Source organism: Polaromonas jejuensis NBRC 106434, from assembly GCF_001598235.1.
Lineage (GTDB): Bacteria > Pseudomonadota > Gammaproteobacteria > Burkholderiales > Burkholderiaceae_C > Polaromonas > Polaromonas jejuensis.
This window is the reverse complement of sequence record NZ_BCYO01000010.1, coordinates 91489-116552: the sequence shown is the minus strand read 5'-3', so window position 1 is coordinate 116552 and position 25064 is coordinate 91489. Positions and strand designations below refer to the sequence as shown.

Sequence of the window (25064 nt, the reverse complement as noted above, 5' to 3'; positions counted from 1 at the left end):
GACGCGTTTCTGCGCGTCGTCTGGCGTTTTTTCGCCTAGTGTTTTGGGAGAAGCTCATGCTTTCACAGTTATCAAATACCACTTACCGTGTCGTCGCTGCGGCGGCTTCCGCGTTGGTTTTTCTTGCGGCTGCGCTGCCGCTTCATGCGCAGCCCGCTGGGCGCTTGTCGCTGGATGAAGCGCTAGACATTGCCCAAGGCAACGCACCGGCTTTAAGTGCCGCCGCCGATGGCGCGCAAGCAGCCCGCGAGATGGCCGTCGCGGCGGGACAGCTACCGGACCCGGTGCTGCGACTCGGCGTTGACAACCTGCCCGTCAATGGGGCCGATCGCCTGAGCCTCAGCCGTGACTTCATGACCATGCGCCGCATTGGCGTCATGCAGGAGTATGTTTCTGCTGACAAGCGGGCGCTGCAGCGACGCCGAGGCGAGCTCGATGCCGTGCGTCAGGACGCGGCCCGGCACAGCTTGGCGGCGAACCTTCGCCGTGACGTCGCCACGGCCTGGTTTGACCGTTACTACGCGGTGAAGTCCCGGGAAATACTCAAGACCCTAGAAACCGAGCTTGAGCTCCAATTGCGCACCCTCGACGCCCAGCTGCGAGCAGGCAAAGCCTCAGTCGCGGAGTCGCCGATGGCCACGGCTGTGCTTCTGCAGACCCATGACCGAATTCTTGTGGTCGACAAGCAGGAGCGTTTGGCCCAAATCGCCTTGGCGAGGTGGCTTGGCAAAGAGGCTGCCCGGGAACCTGGGATAGCTCCCAATATCGAGGCGCTGGCGCTGGACCCGGCAAATCCAGCCGTCGTGGCGTCGGTCCCGTCGGTCCAGGCGCATGCGAGCGAACGCGAGGTCGCCCAGGCGGACCTCGCCATCGCCGAATTGAACAAGCGGCCCAACTGGAGCTGGGAGCTCGCCTACAGCCAGCGCGGCAGCGCCTACTCGAATATGGTCTCTTTCGGGGTGAGTATCCCGTTACCCACCAATGCGTCGAACAAACAGGACCGGGACATTGCGGCCAAACAGGCACAGGTGCAGCAGGCCAACGCATTGCACGAAGACATGCGTCGCGAAACCCAAGCGGGTGTCTCGTCGGCCTACGCAGAATGGCAAAGCCTGGTTGAACGGCACAAGAAGCTCGCCGACGCGCTGCTGCCGGTTGCCCGTCAACGCATTGACTTGTCCCTGGCTGCCTATCGGGGCGGCCAGGGCACCCTGGCGTCCGTTCTTGAAGCAAGGCGGGCGGAAGTGGAGGCCCAACTCCAGCTGCTCGACTTGCAGCGTGAGATCGCCCGTCTATGGGCACAGCTGCAATATGTTTACGCCGAATCGGCCAAAACCCACGCCGAAGGAGTGCATCCATGAAAACCACAACGCTTGTTTCGGTCTGCGTTCTTGCTGGCGCTGTTATCGCCGTCGGTGCCTATCAACTGGGAGCGCGGCGCAACGCCCTGGCGTCCGAGGGTTCCACCATGGCCTCTGCATCAATACAGGATGCAAAGCTTGACCCAAAATCCGGGCGCCGGGTGCTGTATTGGCATGACCCCATGGTGCCTGGCCCCAAATTCGACAAACCGGGCAAGTCCCCGTTCATGGACATGCAGCTTGTGCCTGTCTATGCGGATGAAGCCGCTGGCTCGGGCGTCACGGTCAATCCGGGGGTGGCGCAGAACCTTGGCATCCGGACCGCCGTAGTGCGCAAGGGGGACATGTCCGCCAACTTCGAGGCTGTGGGCATGGTGACGCAGAACGAGCGCGCCACCGAGGTCGTCCAGTCGCGCGTCACGGGCTATATCGAAAAACTCCAGGTGCGAGCCGTGCTCGACCCGGTCAGAAAGGGCCAGCCGCTCGCGACGCTCTATGCGCCCGACTGGGCGGCTGCGCTCGAGGAATACCTGGGCGTGCGACGGGCGCAGGCCGGCCCCGCGCTGGTGGATGCGGCCAGGGCGCGCCTGCGGCTGCTCTCGATACCCGAGGATGTCGTCACACGCTCCGAGCAGTCAGGAGCGGCGCAGACCCGCTTTACCCTGACCGCTCCCACCTCGGGTGTGGTGGCCGAACTCGGCGTGCGGGACGGCGCCATGGTGTCTCCCGGTACGACACTGTTTCGCATTTCCGACCTGAGTTCCGTCTGGGTCATGGCCGATGTGCCCGAATCGCTGGCATCGCAAGCCCGTGTCGGCAGTGATGTCGAAGTGCGCGTCGTGGGTCTTGGCGACACGTTTGCCGGCAAGGTGTCGGCCATTCTTCCGGACGTCGACCCGGCCACCCGCACGGTCAAGGCCAGGGTTGAACTGCGTAACCCCGGCCTGGTACTCAAACCAGGCATGTTCGCACGCGTCACATTCAAGTCATCGGCCGTCCAGCCTGCACTGCTGATTCCGCAGGAGGCGGTGATTGCGACGGGCAAGCGCAATGTCGTCATCGCGGCCGACGAGGGCGGGAAATACAGACCGGTGGAGGTTCAACTGGGACGCGAGAGCGGCAGTGACGTCGAAGTGAAGTCTGGCCTGCTAGAGGGGCAACGGGTGGTGTCGTCCGGGCAGTTCCTGCTGGATTCGGAGGCCAGCCTGAAGTCTGGGCTGAACCGGCTGGAGGCCAGTGCTTCAGCAGCCGCGCCGGCCCATCATTCCGGTGAAGGCAAGATTGAGGCGATTGACAAGGACGAACTCACGATTTCGCACGGCCCCATCGCGTCGCTCAAATGGGGGCCGATGACTATGCCTTTCAAGAATCCGAAAGAGGGATTGCCCAAGGACCTGAAAGTAGGCGCGCGGGTTAGTTTCGACTTCGTCCAGCGAGGCGATGACTATGTGCTGCAAAGCGTCACGCCCGTGCCCGCCGGAACCAAGCCATGATTGCGCGCATCATTCGCTGGTCGGTTGCCAGCCGCTTTCTGGTGCTGATGGCCACGGTCCTGCTGGTCGCGTGGGGCCTGTGGTCACTGTCCAGGACGCCGCTGGACGCCTTGCCGGACCTCTCGGACGTGCAGGTCATCATTCGCACCAGCTATCCAGGGCAAGCGCCGCAACTCGTCGAAAACCAGATCACCTACCCGCTCACGACCACCATGATGTCGGTGCCGGGCGCCAGGACGGTGCGGGGTTATTCCTTCTTTGGCGACTCGTTCGTCTACGTGCTGTTCGAGGACGGAACCGACCTGTATTGGGCGCGGTCGCGGGTGCTGGAGTACCTCAATCAGGTGCAGTCCAAACTGCCTGCTGGCGCAAGCGCTGCCCTCGGCCCGGACGCCACCGGCGTTGGCTGGATATATGAATATGCTCTGGTGGACCGCACTGGCCAGCATGATATCGGGCAGCTTAGGGCCCTGCAGGACTGGTTTCTGAAGTTCGAGCTGAAGTCAGTGCCCAATGTGGCCGAGGTGGCCAGCCTGGGCGGCATGGTGCGCCAATACCAGGTCGTTCTTGACCCGGACCGGCTGCGCGCCTACGGCATTCCGCATGCCAAGGTGCTGGATGCGATACGTCGCTCGAACCAGGAAGCGGGCGGGGCCGTGCTCGAACTGGCAGAGACCGAGTACATGGTCAGGGCCAAAGGCTACCTGGCAAGCCTGGAGGACTTTCGCAACATTCCGCTGAGTGCGTCTGGCGCGGGTGTGGTCGTGCGGCTGGGCGATGTCGCCCGAATCCAGGTGGGCCCGGAAATGCGCCGCGGTATCGCCGAGTTCGATGGCCAGGGCGAGGTCGCCGGCGGCGTGATTGTCATGCGCACGGGCAAGAACGCCCTGGAAACCATTCAGGCCGTCAAGGCGAAACTCGAACAACTGAAGGGCAGTCTGCCGCCTGGGGTGGAAATCGTGCCGACCTACGACCGCTCTCAGCTTATCCAGCGCGCCGTCGGCAACCTCAAGAACAAGCTGATTGAGGAATTCATCGTGGTTGCCGTGGTCTGCCTGCTGTTCCTGTTCCACCTGCGCTCGTCGCTGGTCGCTGTCGTGTCCTTGCCCGTGGGCATCCTGGCCGCATTCATCATCATGCGCTACCAGGGCGTCAACGCCAACATCATGTCGTTGGGCGGCATTGCCATTGCCATTGGGGCCATGGTCGATGCCGCCGTGGTGATGATTGAGAATGCCCACAAGCACCTGGAAGCCTGGGAAGAAGCCCACCCTAACCAGAGGCTGGGAGCCCAGGAGCGCTGGGCGGTGGTGACGGAAGCGGCCGTCGAGGTCGGTCCCGCCCTGTTCTTCTCGCTGCTCATCATCACGCTGTCGTTCATTCCGGTGTTCACGCTGGAAGCCCAGGAGGGGCGGCTGTTCGCGCCACTGGCATTTACCAAGACCTATGCGATGGCGGCCTCGGCGGGCCTGGCCGTCACGCTGGTGCCGGTGCTGATGGGCTATCTCATTCGGGGCCGCATTCCCCGTGAACAGTCGAACCCGATCAATCGGATACTGATTGCGCTGTATCGGCCTTTACTGGCCCTGGTGCTGCGCTTCCCAAAGGCCACGATTGCCGTCTCGCTGGTCGCCCTGGCGAGCACCATCATCCCCTTGTCGCAGCTCGGAGGCGAGTTCCTGCCACCTATGGACGAGGGGGACCTGCTGTACATGCCGACGGCCTTGCCAGGCTTGTCTGCGGCGAAGGCTTCGGAACTGCTGCAGCAGACGGACCGGATGATTCGGACGGTCCCCGAGGTGGCCCGGGTATTCGGCAAGGCCGGACGCGCAGAGACCGCCACAGACCCTGCGCCCCTGGAAATGTTCGAAACCACCGTCCAGTTCAAGCCCAGAGCCGAGTGGCGCGCCGGCATGACACCGGACAAGCTGGTCGAGGAACTGGACAAGGCGGTGAAGGTGCCGGGCCTGTCCAACATCTGGGTGCCACCGATTCGCAACCGCATCGACATGCTGGCCACCGGCATCAAGAGTCCGGTCGGCATCAAGGTGAGCGGTCCCGACTTGGCGGTCATTGACAGACTGGCTGGCGAAGTCGAAGCGGCGGTGAAGAACGTCCCGGGAGTGACCTCGGCGCTCGCCGAACGTCTCGTCGGCGGCCGCTACATCGACGTGTCGATTGACCGAGTGGCCGCGGCCCGCTACGGCCTCAACGTCGCCGATGTGCAAATGCTGGTGTCCTCGGCCGTCGGCGGTGACAACGTCGGCGAGGTGGTCGAGGGGCGCCTAAGATTTCCCATCAATGTGCGTTACCCCCGGGAGGTTCGGGATTCCCTGGAAAAGCTCCGCGACCTGCCGTTCGTCACCGAAAAGGGCGCTCAACTGCGACTGTCGGACGTGGCAGCGATAAAGATCGAGGAAGGTCCGCCTATGCTGCGCAGCGAAAACGCGCGGCTCTCGGGCTGGGTCTACGTGGACTTGCATGGGCGCGACCTACGCTCCGCGGTGACTGAAATGCAGCTGCGCGTTATCCAGGAAGTCAAACTCCCGGCGGGCTACTCTATCTCGTGGTCGGGACAGTTCGAATACCTGGAACGTGCATCCGAGCGACTCAAAGTGGTGGTTCCCTTCACGCTCGCTATCATCTTTGTGCTGTTGTACCTGACGTTTCGCCGCGCCGAGGAGGCTCTGCTCATCCTGCTGGCTGTTCCGTTTGCGCTGACCGGTGGTTTTTGGCTTATCTGGGTCCTGGGGCATGCCATCTCCGTCGCAACGGCCGTGGGTTTCATTGCGCTGGCGGGCGTGGCGGCCGAGTTCGGCGTGGTGATGCTGGTCTACCTCAAAGGCTCATGGGAGCGCCGCCTGACAGCTGGACGCGAAACCTCGGAAGCGCTGCTCCTGGAGGCCATCACCGAAGGCGCTGTCCTGCGCGTGCGCCCGAAAGCCATGACCGTCGCGGTTATTCTGGCGGGCCTGCTGCCGATTCTCTGGGATGGTGGCACCGGCTCCGAAGTCATGCAGCGCATCGCAGCCCCCATGGTTGGCGGCATGGTAACCGCACCGCTGCTATCGATGCTGGTGATTCCAGCGGTATGGTTGCTCCTGATGCGCAGACGGCTGAGGCGCTCTGAAAGCCTGGGTTTCCAAGAGCCGGCCGCTGCAAGCTGAACTTTCACCACAGCATCACGTCAAAATTCTCAACCGGAAAGGCCCCCTATGAAACTCGTTCGAATCATTGCCTCCCTCACGCTGGCTGCCACTGCAATCGCCACCGGCTATGCTCAGGCGCAACCCTCAGGTCAGGCTGGGGTGAAACCTGTCACCGCTGCTCCAGCAATGGCAGCATCACTGACCAATGCGGAGGTCCTGAAGGTGTACCCGAAAGAAAAAAGAGTTTTGCTGAAGCATGGCCCGATTCCGAATATCGGTATGGGCGCCATGACCATGGAGTTCGCTCTCCTGGACCCCAAGATGCTCAGTTCAGTCAAGCCGGGTGACAAGGTGCGCTTTGCTGCGGACCAGGTCAAAGGCGAGTACGTTGTCACGCATATTGAATTGGCGAAATGAGTTGCTTCGCGGCGACAGCAATGCAATCGAGTCGACGATGCGGCCACTGCGACCTAACGTGACATTATTTGCACTCAAGCAGGCCCCAGTTCTCGAATCAATTCCGACCTGTCCGCAATGCGGGAACCCATGCCAACCGATGCTTTTGGCACGCTGTTGACCGCCGCGAATGGCGGCTGGCTGGCAAGCCAAACTTCGCAATTGAACCTCCAGAAAGCTGTCGTTGGTGACCGGCAGCAAACGCTTGCATAGCGGCTGTTGGTGGACTCAGAGGTTATCACCAGCAGTATGGTCAGCCCATTCCGAGACAGTGGTCAGTCTTTTCCAGCACACGCACCTCACAGCCGTATCGCAACGCAACCGTTTCTGCTCTCATGTGAGCCATTTCGGATCGATTCAGCCCCACCAATCCAATCGGCGCCAGATTTCTGCCTTCGTTAGGCTGCCCCCTCTTCCCGCAGATTGGAGACCACTCGCCGCACGTCCTCTTCCGTCACCCAACGATTCTGCTTCGCCAGCGAGGTGTTGATAACGGCATCTACCCACGGAGGGTGCAGATGAGTTGCCCCGCAAAAAAAGCGAGCGGGAAATGCCGCTTTCGGTTGCTACTGCTAGAAAGTTTGCTGGCCATTCAGAGAGCAGATATGTGGCAGCTTGGATTTAGTGCGTATCGGTTCGAGACGCAAAAATATTCGATCGCAATCTCGTAGATCCTGGCGATCTGCTGCAGCGCGCTCTCGGCGACCTGGCTCTGTTGGCCGCGTGCAGGTCGAAGAACTTACGCCTCGAATGCGCCAGGCATCCAGCCTCAGTCACGCCGTTGGCCAGGCTCTGTTTGTGTCCGGCGTAGTCGTCACAAATCAAACTGCCCTTCCACTCGCCCAAGAACGCTTGGGCATGTTCACTCGCGCGGGTTTCGCAGAAGTCATAAACCACGGCCCGCGTAGCTTCAAACACCCCGGGCGCATAGGCCCAGAGGTAGGCCCGGTGCGTCTTGCCGTTGCCCGGCTTGAGCATCTGCACCGGCGTTTCATCCGCGTGCAGTACAGCGTGTTTAAGGATTTCATTCTTGAGCGCATCGACCAACGGCTGTAATTGCACGCCACAGGAGCCCACCCACTGCGCCAGCGTCGAGCGCGGGATGGCGAACCCGGCTCGCCCGAAGATCGCTTCCTGGCGGTACAGGGGTAAATGATCTGCAAACTTGGCCACCAGCACCTGGGCCAGCAGCCCGGTGGTGGGGCAAAACCATTTCCCACGAAATTAAGCTTTACATCTAAACTATTTATGTCTAAACTAATTTCCATTCGAAGGTTTCTTGGGTGCAGCTTTCGATGCTTTTGAACCACAGCACCTCTTTACATCGCGCCACGTGCGCTAACTGGAGATTTCAAAATGCATGTATCCAAGTTTTCTAAAGTCCTGGCCACCAGCCTGACCGGTTCCGTGCTGGCCGTGAGCGCGCTGTCCAGCGCCTTTGCTGCCAACCCGAACGCTCCCAGCGTTGTGCTCGTGCACGGCGGCTTTGTAGATGGTTCCGGCTGGGAAGATGTCTACAAGATTCTGAAGAAGGACGGCTATTCCGCCAGCATCGTTCAGAATCCGACCACTTCTCTGGCTGACGATGTCGCCGTGACCAGGCGCACCGTTGCCGCACAAAAGGGCGGCGTGGTCCTGGTCGGCCACTCCTACGGCGGTGTCGTGATCACCGAAGCCGGCACGGACCCCAAGGTCGAAGGTCTGGTCTACATTGCCGCCTTTGCACCCGACAAGGGCGAATCAGTGGACTCGCTGATCAAGGATCCGGTTCCCGGCGCTCCCGTGCCGCCGATCCTGCCGCCACAAGACGGCTTCCTGTTCCTGGACCAAGCCAAGTTCGCCGCCGCTTTCGCTGCAGACGTGAACCCGCAAAAGGCCAATTTCATGGGCGCGTCGCAAGTGCCGTGGGGTGTTGCTGCCTTGACCGGCGCAGTGACCGAGCCTGCCTGGAAGGGCAAGCCCAGCTGGTACCTGGTTGCCAAGGACGACAAAATGATTCCGCCGCCCGCACAACGCGCCATGTCGAAACGTGCCGGCGCCACTGTGGTCGAGGTTCCGGGGAGCCACGCCGTCTACGTGTCCCAGCCCAAGGCAGTGGCCGCGCTGATCGAAAAAGCGGTCGACGCCATCGCAGCCAAGAAGCAGTAAACCGGCTGACAAACACTCCCGCACCCGCGTCCTGAGTCGCGCTTGCGGGAGTGGATCACCAATGCAGATAAACCCCTCAGGGGTGCCGTTGGAGGAAAAAGAATCTGGGAGTTAAGACTGCCTACAGCGCTTGAAAGCACTTTCGTAGCGCAGGGGGCCCTTTGCCCATGCCAACGGAGATGTCGGGATTGATTCCTATATTTTGGAAGGGCGGGCTCAAAACTGAAGTGCAACACCCGACGACAAAGCAAGTAAGGTGTGAGCATGAAATCAGAGCCAAAGTACCAGCAGCTGGGATACGAAGATCGTAGAACTATAGCCATCGGACGTGAGCAGGGACTGAGTCTTCGAGCCATTGCCCGAATACTCAAGCGCTCACCCTCCACGGTAAGCCGGGAGATCGCACGCAATGCACCTGGCCCGCGACGCTGCATACGTCAGGCACAGTGCCGTTCGTACGCCTGAACTGCTGCCGTACAGCTTTGTTGCCCCTATCCGGGTGGCCCTTTACCCAGTTCGCCTTTCGTTACCAAAACTCAGACCAGCTCACGGTGTGGCAGCCACTTGGCGGCGGCGCGTCAAATGGGAAAAGCTGTGAACCTTCAAGAAAAGTGCGATTAGCGGTTCTTGAGCCGGCTTGAGATTCACCCCATGCTGGCGTGAATCACCTCCCGCACCCGCGGGTAAATTTGCTGGGTCCACTTGCGGCCACTGAACACGCCGTAGTGGCCCACGCCGGTTTGCACATGGTGGGTTTTCAGGTAGGGGCGGATGCTGCTGCACAAATCCTGCGCGGCCTCGGTCTGGCCGACGGAGCAGATGTCGTCGCGCTCGCCTTCCACGGTCATCAGCGCCGTGCGGCGGATGGCCGCCGGGTTCACCCGCCGGCCGCGCCAGGTGAGTTGGCCGCGCGCCAGGTCGTAGGTCTGGAACACTTTTTCCACCGTTTCCAGGTAGAACTCGGCGGGTAGGTCGTTCACGGCCAGGTACTCGTCGTAAAAGCGGCGGATGGTATCGGCCTTGTCCAGCTCGCCTGCCACCAGGTACTCGTACAGGTCGTCAAACGCCTTCTGGTGCCGCTCCAGGTTCATGCTCATGAAGGCGGCGAGCTGCAAAAATCCGGGATAGACGCGGCGCATGACGCCGGCATGCGGCGGCGGCACAGGGTAGATGAGGTTTTTCTCGAACCAGTCGATCGGGTGGCTGGTGGCCAGCCGGTTGACCTCAGTCGGGTTGACGCGGCAGTCCACCGGTCCGGCCATCAGCGTGAGACTCGCGGGCTGGGCCGGGTGGTCGTCTTCGGCCATCAGGGCGGCGGCGGCCAGCGCGGGCACGCAGGGCTGGCAGACGGCGATCACATGGGTGTGGGGTCCGATGGTTTCCACGAAGCGGATCATGTAATCGATGTAATCGTCCAGGCCGAAAGCGCCGTGCTTCAAGGGCACGTCGCGGGCGTTGTGCCAGTCGGTGATATACACCTCATGGTCGGCCAGCAGGGTGCGCACGGTTTCGCGCAGCAGGGTGGCAAAGTGCCCGGACAGGGGGGCGACCAGCAACACTTTGGGCTGCCCGGCGCTGCCGTCCTTGCGAAAGTGCAGCAGCGTGCCAAACGGCGTCGCGAGCGCAACTTCTTCTGTGACCGCCAAGTCTTGGCCGGCCACCATGACCCTCTTGATGCCATAGTCCGGTCGGGTGTGCGTCAGCCGCAGGCGCGAGAATACTTCGTTGGCGGCGGCCAGCTTGCGGACCATCGTCCCTTCTGTCCGCCCCAACCCCAGCGCCGCGCTGGTGCGCTGGGCCAGCAGGCGCAGCGGAAACAGTATGTCGGATTGCAGTTGGTATGCTTGGTAAAGCATGACATTGACAAGCAAGTTACAGGCCACTATATATACGCGTTGATACATTTCTTGCGGCGTTGGTTCAATGGGACCGTGGATGCCCGTTGCAGCCCTTGCCAAGGTTTCAGGAGGTCAGCATCGTGGCAAATGCCGTTCTCACCATCAGCAGCAAAAACTACGGTTCCTGGTCACTGCGCGGTTGGCTGCTGGCCAAGCTGGCCCGACTTGAATTCACCGAGGAATTCGTGTCGCCCGACGACCCCGCCATGCGGGCCGAGATCCTGCTGCTGTCGCCATCGATTCTGGTGCCCGCGCTGAGGCACAACGACATCAAGGTCTGGGACACGCTGGCCATCGGCGAGTATCTGAACGAGATCAAACCCAAAGCCGGCCTGTTGCCGGCTGATCCCAAGGCGCGCGCCCATTGCCGCGCGATTTGCGGCGAGATGCACTCGGGTTTTGCGTCCCTGCGTTCGGCCCTGCCGATGAACATCAAGGCGCATTTTCCCGGCTTCAAAGTCTGGTCGCGGGCGCAAGGCGACATCGACCGCATTGTGGCCATCTGGAGCGAGTGCCTGGCGACCTATGGCGGTCCCTACCTGTTTGGCAAGCAGCCGTGCATGGCCGACGCGATGTACGCACCGGTGGTGACACGTTTCCTGACCTATGACGTGGCGCTGGACCCGGTGTGTGCCGCCTATTGCCAGTGCATCATGGCCCTGCCCGCCATGCAGGAATGGGTGGCCCAAGCCCAGCAGGAGCCGGACGAGATTGATGAGCTGGATGCCGAGTTCTGAGCGCGTGGGCAGCTTGCTGCCCATCCTACGGCGGTCACCTCCAGGACGTCGGGTCGGGGACCTCGCACACCGGCGCCACATCGACCATCTTGAAATCCCCCGGGCGAAACGATTTCCGGGTATTCCATGTCGGGCGAATAGTCGAACAGGACGTGGCGTGTGCCGGGACGCTGGTGCATGCAGGCGCCAGCCTCCACCAGCGTTTCCTGGTCTCGATCACACCCCTCTGCACGTGCACGTTTTTTGCGAAGACGAGGATGGTCTCCAGCGAATGTCCGATGTTGGCCTATTCTGTTGAAAAGCTCAACATGCTTGCGGCAAGTCGAGCGAGGCGAAAAGCCGACCTCTCAAACCCGCTCAGAATCGACGATCGCGACGCGGCCAAGGGGTCGAGCGCCCCTCAAAATTTAGCAACAGGCTTGCTGGCCGAGTTTTTCAACTCCACTGAGACCGGCCTTTCGCCAAAATTGGCAGGCACCCAAGGCAAGACCCAAAGCAGCCCTTCGCTTGGGCAAGAAGCTGACAATCGCGGCCAATGCTTGGAACTCGGGAGCTGTCATACAACGTATCCCCCATTTGGGGGATGGGCTTGCTGGCAAGTGGCACCTAGAATCGATCGATCAAGGCTGCCGGGTTTCACGGAATTTTTATACCTGTATAAAAATCTGGTAAATCGACACCGCCGTCGTCGCAATCACAGCAATGATCTTTTTGTGAGCTAAATCACGCAATCTTCAAAACAGAACAATTTGTTAACACTTTTTAAAAAAGTGTACTTATTTCCATTCCAGAGTAACTAGATTCGGCGTATCTGGTAATTGTTGGTAACAAATCAGGGTTGCAACATGAACACAGACTTGGGATGGTTGCTGGCAGCACTGCCTCTGATGGCGATGTTCTGCGTGTTGTACTGGTTGCGGCAGCGGTGGGTAGCCCGGCAAAAACGACGCATCCCAAGGCGCTGGCCCTTGCATGCGAGGGAACTGGTGAACAGCGAAGAATTGCGGGTTTGGCGCTGGCTGTCGGAAACTTTTGACGACCACCATGTGATGATCAAGATATCGGTGACCCGCTTCATCAGACCCCACGCCAGCGAAACCGGCCTGTACTGGTATGGCTTGCTCAAGAACGTCACCTGTACATTTTCAGTGTGTGACGAGGATGGCCATGTTGTCGGCTGTGTCGATGTGCCCAAGTCTTTTGGACTCTCCCAAAAGGCCAGAACCCTGAAAGAAGATTTGCTGGCGGAATGCGGCATTGCCTACATCGTGCTCAACCCGTCCAGGCTGCCAAACCCGGTAGAAATTCGGAATGAATTCTTGGGCGAAGTGGCTGAAAGAAGCCGGCATTCAAAGCGCGAGGAAGCCGCTGCCGTGGCAGCCGCCCGCGTCAGCCTGAAACAAACGCTGGTCCAGCAACGCCGCATGCGTAAACCCAGCGACTTCCCCGAATACGGGGAGAGCGCCACCAGCAGCATGCCCAGTCACTGGCACGACTCATTCTTCATACAGTCCAACAGCCGACCGGCTGAGTTGCGATGCCTTTCGGAAAGAAGCGCTTAGAAGAGAAATCGGTTTACTTGTTGCAGAGATGACACGTCGGGCTAAAAAGCTAACTCGCAGGGCAGTCCACAAGGCGTTAAGACTATCCGGCTTATCTGTCCGTAGGAACGAAGCGCGTTTGGTCAGCAAACTGGCGAAAGATACGGCTCGCCTGTTAGCAAATGAAGTAGAAATCAGCGCTTCCGGCAGTTAGTGCGCAACTAAGATTTCCGGCACTTCTTGCGCAAACGCTCACTAATTGCCGGACTCCACAAGCGTCTCTTTTAGGACGAAATCGTTATCTGGTGCGGCTGGCGGGGATCGAACCCACGACCCTTGGCTTCGGAGGCCAATACTCTATCCACTGAGCTACAGCCGCAACGCTGAATTTCCCAACAATTGGTATTTTCGCACACACCAAACCTCCTGCCGGTTCTTCAGGTGGATAGTCGAAGGTTTGATCACCAACAACCCCGCAAAACGCGGGATCCCAACCTAGTTAGCAGTTACTCCTTTGTCGCCATAAACATTCATGGCAGAACAAACTGAACGGTAGCTGGCGGCGTAGTCAGCGGTCTTGCCAAGCTTGGAACCGCTTGCACCATGGCTGTGAAGCCAAGTATGTTGATGCTCCTCCTCCGGATCGAAGGACACCTACTCCCCAGTGACCTCGCTATTTAGCGGATCAGGCGAGCCGACGCGGCGCGCGCTGCCTGGTCAATCCCCATTGCGGCCGCGAGATTAGTCCCGGTCCCAATCATGGTGATGGTGCCTCCAGAACCGACGACGCCATTCGGCACGCCGCCAGGCCCGCTCATCTTCGTAGGCGCCGTCATATGCGGGCGGGCCACGGCGCACATACACCTCGGCGGGGGCGGCGTACACCGGCGGCTGCACGTACACCGGACGCGGCTGGACATACACAGGCTGGGGCTGGACATAGACGGGTGCCGGCTGCACATAGACGGGCGCCGGCTCCACGTAGACGGGCGCACCCTGCACGCCGATAGAAAAATACACATCGCTTCGCGCGTACGCAGCCGAGGTTGCGCCGAAAGCCGCAGCTGCCAGTGCCGCTGCCGCGACGAATTTGGTAGAGATGGAAGGTTTCATGATGGCTCCTTGGGTTGGCATGAATCGCATCTTGCGCCCCCATGGATGAACGCCAGCTGAACAGAATCGAAGTCGCTCAAGCCGCCGGCAAAACAATGTCAAGTCGTGCGCCGCCCAAGTCCGAGCGGGACAGGTTCAACTCCCCTTCGTGGCTGGCCACCAGATCATTGACGACCGCCAAGCCGACGCCATGGCCGGGCACTTGTTCGTCCGCGCGCACATGAAGCTGCAATATCGATTGCATATCGCTGAATCCCGGGCCGTCGTCCTCCACCCGGATGTTCAATCGATCCGCTTCATGCCATACGCTGACGGCAATTCGGTGTCTTGCCCACTTGGCCGCGTTATCCATGACGTTGCCCAGCATTTCAAAAGCGTCGCCTTCGTCGATCCGCCAATTCAGCTCAGGCGGGCACTCGACGGTGAAGGCCAAGCCCTTGTCGGCATAGACCTTGCCCAGCGATTCGCGAATCCGATTCAGTATCGGCGCCAGGGGCAGATAAGGTGCAAAGCGAGCAGCGCCGCTGGCAGCCGCCCGGCCAAGTTGGTGCTGAACGATGGCATCCATGCGCGCCACCTGCTGGGTCACCGTGGCGGGCAGCTGGGCTGGCACATTGAGCGCGGTGCGCAGCACGGCCAGCGGCGTCTTGAGGCTGTGGGCGAGGAAACTCAATGCTTCCTTGTACCGCGTTTGCCGCACGCGCTCCTGCTTGATCAGGGTGTTGAGGTTGTCCGTCAGTGCCGCGATTTCCGTGGGGTAGCGTCCCTCGACTTCGGCTTGCTCTCCGCTCTCGATGCGCTGGATCTCATGTGCCACCCGCCTCAACGGCGCCAGCCCCCACCCCAGCAGAACGGTTTGAGACAGCAGCAGCAACAGCGCGGCTCCGCCGAGCCAAGTCCACAAGGTGCGCGCGAAGACGCTGATCTCGCGATCGAACTCCGCCTTGTCCTCCAGGACGGAAAGAACCAGCGGTGCGGCCTGTGTGCGACCCGCCCAATTCACGCCATAGCTTACGGCCAGGTAAGCGCGACCTGCCCCACTGACCGTGTCGTAGCGCCACTGGCCGACGGCCACGCTGCGCTGAAATGGCGGGCTGAGGCCCAGGGTGGACGCTGATTGCCATTCTTCACGCCGGGCAACATTGACGATGTTCGCGTACAGGCCGGACCCCGGCAGCGACAGACGCGGCTCCGGGAAAGCCGCGGGCATGACCAGCACCCCACCTGCGTCGAGTTCGGCCCCTGCCAACAGCAGATAGACCGTGCTCTGCAGTTGGGCAAAGCGGGCCGTACGCACGCTGTCCGCATGGGCGCGTTGCACAGCCAGGCCAGCCCCAGCCACGAATGCCACCAGCACCAGCGCGGCGCCAATGACCAAGCGGGCACGAATGGAGTCGTGGAACCTCATCCGAGCGTGAAGCGGTACCCACGCCCGCGCAGCGTTTCAATCGGAGCCAAGGTACCGTCCGGGTCGAGCTTGCGGCGCAGCCGCCCTATCAGCACCTCCAGCACATTGCTGTCCCGGTCTTCATCGTGCGGGTACAGGTAATCGGAGAGCTCTTGCTTGCTCACGACCCGCGCCCGTTCGCGCACCAGATATTCGAGAACGCGGTACTCAAAAGCGGTCAAGTCCATCACCTCGCCATTGAGCCGGGCGACCTGCGCAGAGAAATCGATGGCGATCGGCCCCAGCGTCAGCACATCCGACGTGGCTTTGAGCGAGCGCCGCAACAACGCCTTGACGCGGGCGGCGAGCTCCGGGTATTCAAATGGCTTGACCAGATAGTCGTCCGCGCCAGACTCCAGGCCCACCACCTTGTCCTGCCAGCTGCCGCGCGCCGTGAGGATCAGGATCGGTATCGCCCGGCCATCGGCGCGCAAACGCTGTACGACCGTCAGGCCACTCAACTTGGGCAGTCCCAAGTCGACGATGGCAAGATCCACCGGGTACTCGCGCGCCTGGAACAGGCCGTCTTCGCCGTCCGCGGCCTGGTCGACCCGGTACCCGTCAGCCTCGAGTTGGCGCGCCAACCCGAGCCGCAGGGCCGCATCATCTTCGATTAACAACAAGCGCATGCTGACCGACCCTGCCAGTCAGCCTAAAGTGCTTGCCCGCTGGCGGCGTCGATCAGGATCACCCTGACCTCACCTTGCGCGGTGACGACTTTCACTCGCCACACCGGACGGCGTGCGGACTCGGATTTCTCCACCGACAACACCCGGCCGCTGCTCAGGCGTTGTGCAGCGGCGGCGGCATCGTCCCGGCTGAGGTCGGCCCAAGCGGGGGTGGCCAACACGATCAGGAGGGCACAGACCGGCTTAACAAGAGCGTTCATGGTGCGACGGGCAGGAGTCAAAATCCATCCGGGCATCGTACTACCGTTCTACAGGGTCCACCGACACCCGCACTTGCAGGTTCGGCCCAGGATTCTCGCGCATCAGCGTGGTGAACTGTTGGCCCCGGTACTCGTAGTTGACCCGGTAGCCGGCCACGCGAGTCTGCACGTCGCTCACCGTGCGGCAGCTGGTCACCTCTCGTGGAACCTCTTCGTACTGTCCCCATCGGTCACCGTTCGCGACGCGGTCCCCGGCAAAGGCGCCCACCACCGCGCCCAGGGCCGTGGCGGCTTCCCGGCCATGACCTCTGCCGACCTGGTTGCCCAGCAGGGCACCCGCCAGGCCGCCGACCACGGCGCCGCCATACTCGCGTTCGCCGGTACGGCGGGTCTCGTTGACCCAGTGGCTGCTGCACTCCTCACGGGGAACACTCACGCTTTCATACTGCGGATCGACGCTGCGAACGCGGGCATTGTCGACATAGGTTTCGGCGTGAAGCCCGACGACTGCGGATGCAAGCATGCAGACAAGTGCAAGGCGTTTCATGGAGGCTCCTTCGGTTGGTATGGAGCACATCTTGCCCGCGCCTAGGTGAACGCTAGCTGAACGGAATCAGAACTCGTACTCGGCCTGGAGTCCGAGGGTGTTGCGAGGCGCACCGTTGGTCGATCCAAACAGCGGCATACGCAGTACCTGATGAATCGCTTCGGCCCAACGCGAAAGCGGGCGCCCGGCAACACCTGAGAGGTGCAGTCTATGCAAACGCGGGATTTGATATCTGCAATGAGTTTGCATGGTTTGAGGCTTTGATGACCTCAAACCATGCAATATCCACATCCTGAAACGCCTGCCAACCCGCGTGGAATCTGGGTCTATCGAGTTTTTTGAACGACTAACTAGGGCCTGTTCACCCTCATTGGTCGATAGGCGCCTTGCCCGGCCGGCCTGGGATCAAGGTGAGCATGTGGTCTGAAATACCACCATCCACCACCAGGTTCTGACCCGTCACATACGACGCCGCGGCACTGCTCAAATAGGCCACCGCCGCGCCAACGTCTTCTGCCCGCCCGATACGCCCCAAGGGCACCAGCGCTTCGCGCCTGGCCAATGTGGCGGCATCCTGGTAGACCGGCTCGGTCAGCGGCGTGCGGGTCATGCCGGGACAAACCGTGTTGACCCGAATCCCGTCGCCCGCCCACTCCTGGGCCAATTGGCGGCACAGCATGATGAGCGCGGCCTTGGCCGCCGAATAGGCACCATAGCCCGGGTGAGGCGTCAAACCCGACATGGAGGCCACGGCGGTGATGCTGCCACCTGTGCGCGCCAGTTGCTCACGCGCCGCCTGGGCCAGCAACCAGGCCGAGCGGGTGTTGAGGTTGAAGGTCTGGTCCCATTGCGCCACCGGCAGATTCGCCAATTGGCCGGGGCCGGACGCGCCGGCGTTGCAGATCAGGGCCGTCAGGTCGCCCCCATGGCGCTGGGCCTGCGCCACCATGGCCGTGCATTGAGCGGGATCGGTGATGTCCCCCGCCACGCCGCTGGCCTGTGCACCGGCGGCGCGCAACGCTTCCAGCAGCTGGTCCAGCCGTTCGCCAGGCTGTGAAGCGGCGGCGCTGATGTGTATGCGGGCGCCCTCTTTACGCGCCTGCGCTATCAGCGCAAAACAAATGCCCCGGCCAATGCCGCCAGTGGCACCGGTGACGAGGGCGTGGACGGGCACGCCCATGGGAGAGAGCGAAGTCATCAGAAATCCTTCAGAAAAATATCCATGCGGGTCACGCCGGTGTTGCGTACGACCGTGTTTCGTCATCCAGACGAACCATGTCACCGGTTGCCGCGGCCCGGCGTATGGCGAGAATGGCCTGGAGGCTGCGCAACGCATCGCGGCCGCTGCACACCGGCTCTTCAAGGCCCTGGATGACCGCATGAAAATGCCGCAGCTGCTCCGCATACGGATTGGACGCATGCAGGGCGATGCGCTCCTGCGCCAGGGGCTCATGCCAGCCCCTTTCATTGCGGTACTCCCACACCTCAAGCCGCGGCAGCGTGAGCGAGCCGTGCGTGCCGGAAATGAAGTGCGAGTTGACGTCCTGGCGCGGGTAATGCGCGGACTCGCCGGCCGCCAGGTCCCAGTTCCAGGGGGTGGTGCTGCAGTCTGACACTGTCATGGTGGCCAGTGCACCGTTTTTGAAGCGCAGGATGACGGCGGCGGTGTCTTCCACCTCGAAGCCGCGCACCGCGTTGGCGCTGCTGGCCTGCACGCTTTCAATGTCCCCCATCAGAAAGCGCAGCAAATCAATGTCGTGGATCAGGTTGATGAGGATGGGGCCGCCGCCCTGATGCCTGCGCCAGGTCATGTCAAAGTAGGGATCGGGCTTGAGCCAGGTGGCCATGCCGGTGGCCGAGACGAGTTTGCCCAGGCGCCCCGATTGCACGATGCTGCGCGCTGCACGCAGGATGGCGTTGTAGCGGCGCTGGTGGCCCACCAGCAGGGGACGACCCGCCTGTTCGGCGGCCTCGCACAGCCTGCGTGCGTCTTCGAGCGTGTCGGTAATCGGCTTTTCCACCAGCACGGCCGCCCCATTTTGCAGGCACTGTATGCCGATGTCGGCATGGGTGGCATTTGGCGTGGCGACGATGACGGCATCGGGCCGGACCGCGGTGAGCATGGCCTGTGCGTCGGTGTAGGCCGCAACGCCCAGCTGCGCAGCCAGGGCCTGCGCGGGCTCGGAGCCATCCACAATGGCCGCCAGCTCGAAGAGTTCGTGATCCTGGGCCAGCGCAATGTGCGTGCGCCCTATCGCGCCCGCACCAATGACGGCCAGACGTAGTTTGCTCATGTCAAGGTCTCCTGAATGTTAGGCATGCGCCAATGGATGTGGTCGCTGGTAATGCTGCAGCGTGGCCGCAATGCCTTGCGCCAGACTCGTGAACTGGCGCTGGGGCAGCAGCGCCTCCAGCCCCTCTTCGCGAATACCGGGCGCAATGGTCAAGGGAGGACCTTCGGCCCGCAGCCTGGCGCCGGGCACCTGCCGGCGTATCTCGGCCATGACCTCCTCCACCGTGGCCAGCTGCCCGACCAGGTTGTAAACCGAAGCGCCCCGTGCCGGCGTCAACAAGGCCTGCTCAAAGGCCTGAGCGACATCGTCCACATAAATCAGGCCCGATGCGCCGGTATAGCCCAGGGTGTAGGACTCGCCACGAGCGGCCGCGCGACACGCCAGGCTGGGCCCGGCACTGACGCCTGTTTCACGGCCGGGACCATAGACCACGAAGGGACGAAACCCGATGCTGGCGAGACCCCGGTCATGCCAGTAGGCACGTGCCGAACCCTCCACCGCCAGCTTGAACGCGCCATAGTGGGTGGCCGGTTGCGGGTGCTGCGCATCATGCGGACCGTAGACGCCGGCCGAGCTGGCATACACCACCTGGCCAATGCCTTGCGCCTGCGCCGCATCGAACACATTCAGTGCGCCCATGAGGTTGATCTCGGCGCCCCGCAGCGGGTTCGCGCTGCAATCGGGCGTAAGCACGCCGGCCAGGTGGATCACGCCGTCGCAGCCACGCAGGGCCTGCCGCACATCGTCCGCCCGGCGAATATCGCCCACATGCCAGTCCAGGCCGTGCGCCACATCGCCCGCGATGGCTGCGACCGTTTGCCGGTTGGCATGAATATCCAGCACGCACACCTCAATGCCACGCGCGCTCAAGCGGCGAACAATCCACGCGCCCAGAAAGCCACTGCCTCCGGTAACCAGTACCCGTTTCATGCCACCACCTCCTGCACCGGCCGGCACACGAGCGGCTCGGCTGCGTCACGGGAAGCGGCCAGGTTGTTTTGATAGAGGCACACATCGGCGTCAAACTCGGTGACCTCCAGCTGACAACCCAGTCGGTGCGTCTTGAACAGTCCCGCCATGACCTGCCGAAATGCGCTGAACAGTTCCTGCGCAATGCGCTGGCGCAGCGCCAGGTTGCGGCCCGGGGCGATCCGCACGCCGACCTGGACAAAACCGTTGCCGGTATCGCCGTTGCCGACCCGGTAGTGCGACACGGCCCGCGCCACCGTGCGAATGCCCCAGACCGGAAAAATGCCCGAGTCCACGGCAGCCTGATGGATTGCCTCCACCAGCCCGCCCCCGACGACCGCCCCCTCCAGGTTGGCGGTGTATTCAATCTGGATGTGCGGCATGCCCGGCTCTTACATCTTGCACAGCGGCGAAGCTGCTGGCGTCAGGGAAGGCGGGAAGATATGCTCGATCACCGGGCGCAGCGCGCCATCCACCATTTTGGCCCGTGCCACGTAGTTGGGCAGCAGCAGCTGGTTGTCGGCAGCCCGCATGGTGACATTGCCGTAAATGGTGTCGAGCGGGGCGCCGCGCAGGGCCTTGCTCACGTCCGCCGGCTTGACGCTCTTGGCCAGCTTCACGCCGTCGAACATGATCTGGGTGCCGTTGTAGGCCTGGCCTTCGTTGTCGGTGGGCAGGCGATTGAACCTGGCCTTCCAGGCCGCGACGAAGGCCTTGTTGCGCGGGTTGTCAAGGTCGGCCGTGTAAGCCGTGTTGCCCGGCGTTCCTTCCAGCGCCTTGCCGGTGGCATTGATCATGAAGTTCTGGATCAGCGCATGACCGATCAGCTGGGTCTTGGGGATCAGGCCAAATTCTTCGGCTTGCTTGATGAAGGCAATGGCATCGCGGCCAGTCTCGGCCACCCAGATGGCGTCCGGGTTGGCGGCCTTGAGCTGGGCGATGTAGGGCGAGAAGTCCTTGGTACCCAGCGGGGCATACAGGGACAGCGGCACGCTTCGGCCAGACGCTTCGATGGCCTTTTTGAAGGATTCGCCCGAGTCACGGCCCCACACGTAGTCCGCACCCAGCACGGCGAAGTTCTTGCCCTTCACGCTCTTGGCCCACTCGTTGATCATGGCGATGTCCATGGCGTCCGAATGGTTGGTGCGGAAGCTGCGCGGCTTGCAGGTGTCGCCGGTGAGCTTGTCGGACTTGCTGGCCACCACGAAGTAGGCGGCGTCCCAGCGATCCAGGTTCTGGGCGATGGCCAGCGAGATGGAGGAAGGAATGGCGCCTATCAGCAGGTTGTGGCCGTCGCGGGCCAGCTTTTCGGCAACACGGCGTCCGGCATCCGGCGTTCCCTCGTCATCGGCGATCTGCACTTCGACCTTGCGGCCGTCCACGCCGCCCTTGGCGTTGGCTTCATCGATGGCGAACTGGACCGCACGCATCACTTCCTCGCCCTGCTGGGCAAAGACGCCGGACTTGGACGAAACCAGACCGACCTTGACCGGCTCCTTGCCCTGCGCCAGAACCGACAGAGGCAAGGCCGCCGTCATTGCCAGAGCGGCGAGCGAACGCTGCAGGGGTGTCATTTTGAACATGCTGTTGTCTCCTGAATCAAAAAGCCGGAAACGGTCCGGCGTCCGATACTTGCCGAAAAAATCAAACCATCACGTGGGCTTCAAGGTCGTGCAGGCTGGCGCGCGAGTTCTCCACCGGGCCTTCGGCCACCACCGCGCCCTTGGCCATGGCGCAGTAGCGCTCGGCCACACGCACCACCAGGCTCATGTTCTGCTCGATGAGCAGCAGCGCCGTCCCCTGGGCCGCCACCCGGTTGAAGATGTCTGCGAGCTGGTCCACGATCACCGGCGCCAGACCCTCGGTGGGCTCGTCCAGCAGGATCAGCGAGGGGTTGGCCATCAGCGCCCGGCCGACCGCCAGCATCTGCTGCTGGCCGCCCGACAGGGCCGTTCCCGGCGTATGGGCGCGCTCCTGCAGGATGGGAAACAGCTTGTAGATCTCGGGCACCGTCCAGGGGCCCTTGCGGCCCACGGCGGCACCCAGGTGCAGGTTTTCCTCCACGCTCAGGTTGGCCACGATGCGCCGTCCCTGCGGCACCACCACAATGCCATGCTGGGCCGCCACGTAGGGACGCGGCCTCGCCAGGTGATGCGCGCCCAGATGGATTTGCCCGCCGCGCAATGCCGCCAGCCCCAGGATGGTGTTGACCACCGTGGTCTTGCCGACACCGTTGCGACCGACCAGCGCCACGCGCTCGCCGGGCTTCACTGTCAGGCTCAGGTTGTGCAGGATATGGGCCGAGCCGTAGAAGGCATTGACCCGGTCGAGTTTCAGCAAGGCGTTCATTGGGCTGCCCTCACGCTCGTCACCTTCGTGTGCTCGCTGTTCGTTGGCTTGAAGCGGTTCTGCGCTGCGCTCATGCGGCACTCCCGAGGTAGGCTTCACGCACGCGCGGATCGGCGCGCACGCCGGCTGGCTCGCCACTGGCGATGACGCGGCCCAATTCAAAAACGGTCACGACATCGGAAATGCCGAACACCACATCCATGTCATGCTCGACCAGCAGCACCGACACATCCCAGCGCGAGGTCAGCGCCTTGAGGTGCTTGGCCAGGTCGTGCGACTCCTTGACCGACAGCCCCGCCATCGGCTCGTCCAGCAGCAGCACACTGGGGCGCCCCACCAGGGCCAGCGCCAGATCCAGGCGGCGCTGCTGGCCATAGCCCAGGTCTTCGGCAATGACCTCGGCCATCGGCATCAGGTCAAGTTCACGGAGTACCGCATCGGCATCCGCGCCGGAGTCGGCCACGCCCATCTTGTAGGCGGCCAGCTCCACCTGCTTGCGCACGGGCATCTGGCCGAAGATGCTGGTGCGCTGGAAGCTGCGCGACAGGCCGCGCATGCGGCGTTCCGTGGCACCGAGTGCGCTCACGTCCTGCCCCCCCAGAAATACCTTGCCGCGTGTCAGGCGGGTGCGGCCGGTGATGGCATCGATCACCGTGGATTTGCCGGCGCCGTTGGGTCCGATCAGGCCACGGATCTGACCGCGCCCCAGCGTGAGGGAAACGCCATCCACCGCCTTGACGCCGCCATAGTGAATGGCCACGTCCTCGGCCTGCAATACAAATTCGCTCATCACAGTTTCCTCTCAGTGCGCGCCTGCGGGCTGGGCCGCAGGCAGGGCCTTCTTGCCCTTGATCAGCCGCTCCAGCGCCCCGGCGATGCCGGTTGGTGAAAACACGATCACGCTGATCAAGGCGATGCCGAAAATGGCCATCCAGTGGGTGGCGTGCTCACCCAGCACGTCTTTGGCCAGGAAGTAAACCACCGCCCCCAGGGCCGGGCCCCACAGCGCCTTGCTGCCGCCGACCACGACCATCATCAAGGCCACGCCGGAGACGCTCCAGTGCAGGTTTTCCGGAGAGACAAAGCCGGTGTTCAGCGCCGACAACAGCCCCGCCACCCCGGCCACCCCGGCGGACAGGGCATAGACCGCCGCGCGCGGCAACAGCGTGCGTATGCCAATGAAGCGGGCACGTTCCTCGTTGTCACGCACGGCCTCGGTGATGCTGCCGAAGCGGCTGCGCAGCAGCAGCGCCAACAGCAGCAAGACGACTATCAGCGTGCTCCAGCAGATCAGAAACATGCTGCTGGGCTTGAGCAGTTGCGCGGTGGAAACGCCAAACAGGGTGCTGGGCCAGTCCACGTTCATGCCGTCGGCGCCGCCGGTCAGGCCGCGCGAACGCGAGGCGGTCAAAAAGAACATCTGGCCGACCGCCAGAGTGAGCATGCCAAAGGCCACGCCCGGCACCCGCACAATGACCAGCCCCATGAGAAAGGCCGCCAGCACCATGCCCACCAGCGTGAGCGCAATGGCGGCTTCCGCGGGCATCAGCCGGAGTTGCAGCAGGATGCCGACGGCATAGCCCGAGAAGCCAAAGAACAGGGCATGACCGAAACTGACCATGCCGTTTTGCCGCAGCAGCAGGCCCACACCGGTGGCAAACACCGCGTAAATGATGGCCTGTGTCAGCAGCGACAGGATGGTGCCGGAGCTGACGAAGACCGCCACCACCGCCCCCAGCGCCAGCGCACCGACGGTGCTCAGGCCAATACGTTGAATCGACATGGGATTTCCTCTCTTCAGGTGCGGCTGCCGGCGAAACCGGAGGGTTTCCAGATCAGGATGGCGACCATGATCACGAAGGGCAGCACGGCCGACAGGTCGGGCAGATAGACCGCACCGAGCGACTGGACCATGCCCAGCACCATGGCGGCGATGAAGGCGCCAGCCAGCGAGCCGAGCCCGCCCACGACCACCACCACGAAGGAATCGATGATCACGTCGCTGCTCATGGACGGGGACAGCGACAGAAACGGCGCGGCGACCACACCGGCCAGGCCGGCCAGCGCCGTGCCCAGGCCCACCACGCCGGCGCTCAGCGCATCGGTGTTGACGCCCTGCATGGCGGTGGTGGTGGGGTCGGTACTGGCGGCGCGCACGAACAGGCCGACCTTGGAAAGCCGCAGCCACAAGGTCAGGCCCAGCGCCACGCACACGCCCACGCCGATCACGCCGATGCGGTAGGCCGGCAGCGCCGTGCCAAACAGATGGACGGAGACATTGAGCGCCTCGGGGACGGGCACCGAGAGGTTGCTCTTGCCCCAGACGGTTTGCACAAAGTCCTCGATCACCAGCAAAAGGCCGAAGGTCACCAGCACCACGGTCAGCGGGTCGCGGTCCTGCAGCAGCCGAAAGCCATAGCGGTCCAGCAGCACGCCGAACAAGGCCATCACCGCGGGCGCGGCCACCAGGGCGACCCAGAAATTGCTGTGGGCCGCAATCGAGTAGCCCAGGTAAGCGCCCAGCATGTAGAGCGAACCGTGGGCGAAATTCACCACGCGGCGCAGGCCGTAAATCAGCGCCAGGCCGGAACACATCACGATCAGCAATGCACCGTAGACCAGGCCGTTGAACAGGTTGATGGTCAACATCAGTGTGTCTCCTCGGATTGAAAC

Annotated in this window: 22 protein-coding genes, 1 tRNA gene, 3 pseudogenes and 1 riboswitch; of the genes and pseudogenes, 8 read left to right on the top strand and 18 right to left on the bottom strand. The window is 62.5% G+C overall.

What is annotated here, in order from left to right; all coding sequences use genetic code 11:
- Window positions 1-56 precede the first annotated feature (56 nt).
- Genes PJE01S_RS13580 through PJE01S_RS13565 form a run of 4 tightly spaced genes read left to right on the top strand, consistent with a single transcriptional unit; the run spans window position 57 to window position 6420 of the window.
- Window positions 57-1361, top strand: a complete 1305-nt coding sequence (locus tag PJE01S_RS13580) for a TolC family protein (RefSeq protein WP_157090325.1) — start codon at window positions 57-59, stop codon at window positions 1359-1361.
- Entirely contained in the window at window positions 1358-2854 is a 1497-nt protein-coding gene (locus PJE01S_RS13575) for an efflux RND transporter periplasmic adaptor subunit (protein ID WP_068834159.1), read from the top strand. The genes PJE01S_RS13580 and PJE01S_RS13575 overlap by 4 nt, the downstream gene beginning before the upstream one ends.
- The gene (locus PJE01S_RS13570) at window positions 2851-6021 is read left to right on the top strand and encodes an efflux RND transporter permease subunit (RefSeq protein ID WP_068834158.1); all 3171 of its coding nucleotides are present in this window, start codon (window positions 2851-2853) and stop codon (window positions 6019-6021) included. The genes PJE01S_RS13575 and PJE01S_RS13570 overlap by 4 nt, the downstream gene beginning before the upstream one ends.
- 48 nt (window positions 6022-6069) lie before the next feature.
- Window positions 6070-6420 carry a copper-binding protein gene (locus PJE01S_RS13565; protein ID WP_068834157.1) on the top strand — a complete coding sequence of 117 codons (351 nt, stop codon included), beginning with the start codon at window positions 6070-6072 and terminating at the stop codon, window positions 6418-6420.
- Between the two features lie 700 nt (window positions 6421-7120).
- Here PJE01S_RS13565 and tnpC read toward each other — a convergent pair.
- Window positions 7121-7680, bottom strand: a pseudogene (gene tnpC, locus PJE01S_RS13560) (IS66 family transposase); the annotation flags it as partial.
- Between the two features lie 135 nt (window positions 7681-7815).
- On the opposite strand from tnpC, the gene PJE01S_RS13555 reads away from it, so the two are divergent.
- Window positions 7816-8607 (top strand): alpha/beta fold hydrolase, encoded by a 792-nt coding sequence (locus PJE01S_RS13555; protein WP_084389538.1) that lies wholly within the window; start codon window positions 7816-7818, stop codon window positions 8605-8607.
- A 264-nt stretch (window positions 8608-8871) separates the two neighbouring features.
- Window positions 8872-9018 (top strand): annotated as a pseudogene (locus tag PJE01S_RS24520) (helix-turn-helix domain-containing protein); the annotation flags it as partial.
- A gap of 233 nt (window positions 9019-9251) precedes the next feature.
- Here the strand turns inward: PJE01S_RS24520 and PJE01S_RS13550 are convergent.
- On the bottom strand, window positions 9252-10463 hold the full coding sequence (locus PJE01S_RS13550; protein WP_068834196.1) for a polyhydroxyalkanoate depolymerase: 1212 nt from the start codon (window positions 10461-10463) through the stop codon (window positions 9252-9254).
- A 122-nt stretch (window positions 10464-10585) separates the two neighbouring features.
- On the opposite strand from PJE01S_RS13550, the gene PJE01S_RS13545 reads away from it, so the two are divergent.
- Complete coding sequence (locus PJE01S_RS13545; protein WP_068834156.1) at window positions 10586-11242, top strand: glutathione S-transferase family protein; 657 nt, start codon at window positions 10586-10588, stop codon at window positions 11240-11242.
- A gap of 34 nt (window positions 11243-11276) precedes the next feature.
- Here PJE01S_RS13545 and PJE01S_RS25955 read toward each other — a convergent pair.
- Window positions 11277-11454, bottom strand: a pseudogene (locus tag PJE01S_RS25955) (cupin domain-containing protein); the annotation flags it as partial.
- Between the two features lie 633 nt (window positions 11455-12087).
- Between PJE01S_RS25955 and PJE01S_RS13540 the strand changes: the two are divergent.
- Window positions 12088-12804 (top strand): DUF2726 domain-containing protein, encoded by a 717-nt coding sequence (locus PJE01S_RS13540; RefSeq protein WP_068834155.1) that lies wholly within the window; start codon window positions 12088-12090, stop codon window positions 12802-12804.
- 282 nt (window positions 12805-13086) lie between these two features.
- Here PJE01S_RS13540 and PJE01S_RS13535 read toward each other — a convergent pair.
- From PJE01S_RS13535 to PJE01S_RS13465, 15 genes are all read right to left on the bottom strand, one after another.
- Window positions 13087-13162 (bottom strand) — tRNA-Arg (locus PJE01S_RS13535).
- A 125-nt stretch (window positions 13163-13287) separates the two neighbouring features.
- Window positions 13288-13458, bottom strand: a riboswitch (yybP-ykoY riboswitch).
- A 66-nt stretch (window positions 13459-13524) separates the two neighbouring features.
- Window positions 13525-13896 carry a hypothetical protein gene (locus PJE01S_RS13530; protein ID WP_068834154.1) on the bottom strand — a complete coding sequence of 124 codons (372 nt, stop codon included), beginning with the start codon at window positions 13894-13896 and terminating at the stop codon, window positions 13525-13527.
- 76 nt (window positions 13897-13972) lie between these two features.
- On the bottom strand, window positions 13973-15304 hold the full coding sequence (locus PJE01S_RS13525) for an ATP-binding protein (protein WP_068834153.1): 1332 nt from the start codon (window positions 15302-15304) through the stop codon (window positions 13973-13975).
- Window positions 15301-15972, bottom strand: a complete 672-nt coding sequence (locus tag PJE01S_RS13520) for a response regulator transcription factor (RefSeq protein ID WP_068834152.1) — start codon at window positions 15970-15972, stop codon at window positions 15301-15303. The genes PJE01S_RS13525 and PJE01S_RS13520 overlap by 4 nt, the downstream gene beginning before the upstream one ends.
- A gap of 23 nt (window positions 15973-15995) precedes the next feature.
- Complete coding sequence (locus tag PJE01S_RS13515) at window positions 15996-16232, bottom strand: PepSY domain-containing protein (RefSeq protein WP_068834151.1); 237 nt, start codon at window positions 16230-16232, stop codon at window positions 15996-15998.
- 40 nt (window positions 16233-16272) lie between these two features.
- Window positions 16273-16779 (bottom strand): glycine zipper 2TM domain-containing protein, encoded by a 507-nt coding sequence (locus PJE01S_RS13510; protein WP_068834150.1) that lies wholly within the window; start codon window positions 16777-16779, stop codon window positions 16273-16275.
- A gap of 367 nt (window positions 16780-17146) precedes the next feature.
- Entirely contained in the window at window positions 17147-17977 is an 831-nt protein-coding gene (locus PJE01S_RS13505; protein WP_068834149.1) for an SDR family NAD(P)-dependent oxidoreductase, read from the bottom strand.
- Window positions 17978-18008: 31 nt separating this feature from the next.
- Window positions 18009-19073: a Gfo/Idh/MocA family protein gene (locus tag PJE01S_RS13500; RefSeq protein ID WP_068834148.1), complete on the bottom strand. Its 1065-nt coding sequence runs from the start codon at window positions 19071-19073 to the stop codon at window positions 18009-18011.
- A gap of 18 nt (window positions 19074-19091) precedes the next feature.
- On the bottom strand, window positions 19092-20003 hold the full coding sequence (locus PJE01S_RS13495; protein ID WP_068834147.1) for an NAD-dependent epimerase/dehydratase family protein: 912 nt from the start codon (window positions 20001-20003) through the stop codon (window positions 19092-19094).
- Window positions 20000-20425, bottom strand: a complete 426-nt coding sequence (locus PJE01S_RS13490; RefSeq protein ID WP_068834146.1) for a 5-carboxymethyl-2-hydroxymuconate Delta-isomerase — start codon at window positions 20423-20425, stop codon at window positions 20000-20002. The genes PJE01S_RS13495 and PJE01S_RS13490 overlap by 4 nt, the downstream gene beginning before the upstream one ends.
- 9 nt (window positions 20426-20434) lie before the next feature.
- Window positions 20435-21625 (bottom strand): ABC transporter substrate-binding protein, encoded by a 1191-nt coding sequence (locus PJE01S_RS13485; RefSeq protein ID WP_068834145.1) that lies wholly within the window; start codon window positions 21623-21625, stop codon window positions 20435-20437.
- Window positions 21626-21686: 61 nt separating this feature from the next.
- Window positions 21687-22391, bottom strand: coding sequence for an ABC transporter ATP-binding protein (locus PJE01S_RS13480; protein ID WP_068834144.1), 705 nt, complete (start codon window positions 22389-22391; stop codon window positions 21687-21689).
- Between the two features lie 70 nt (window positions 22392-22461).
- Window positions 22462-23181, bottom strand: a complete 720-nt coding sequence (locus tag PJE01S_RS13475) for an ABC transporter ATP-binding protein (protein ID WP_068834143.1) — start codon at window positions 23179-23181, stop codon at window positions 22462-22464.
- 12 nt (window positions 23182-23193) lie between these two features.
- Window positions 23194-24174 (bottom strand): branched-chain amino acid ABC transporter permease, encoded by a 981-nt coding sequence (locus tag PJE01S_RS13470; RefSeq protein ID WP_068834142.1) that lies wholly within the window; start codon window positions 24172-24174, stop codon window positions 23194-23196.
- Between the two features lie 14 nt (window positions 24175-24188).
- Window positions 24189-25040 (bottom strand): branched-chain amino acid ABC transporter permease, encoded by an 852-nt coding sequence (locus tag PJE01S_RS13465; protein WP_068834141.1) that lies wholly within the window; start codon window positions 25038-25040, stop codon window positions 24189-24191.
- Window positions 25041-25064: the final 24 nt, after the last annotated feature.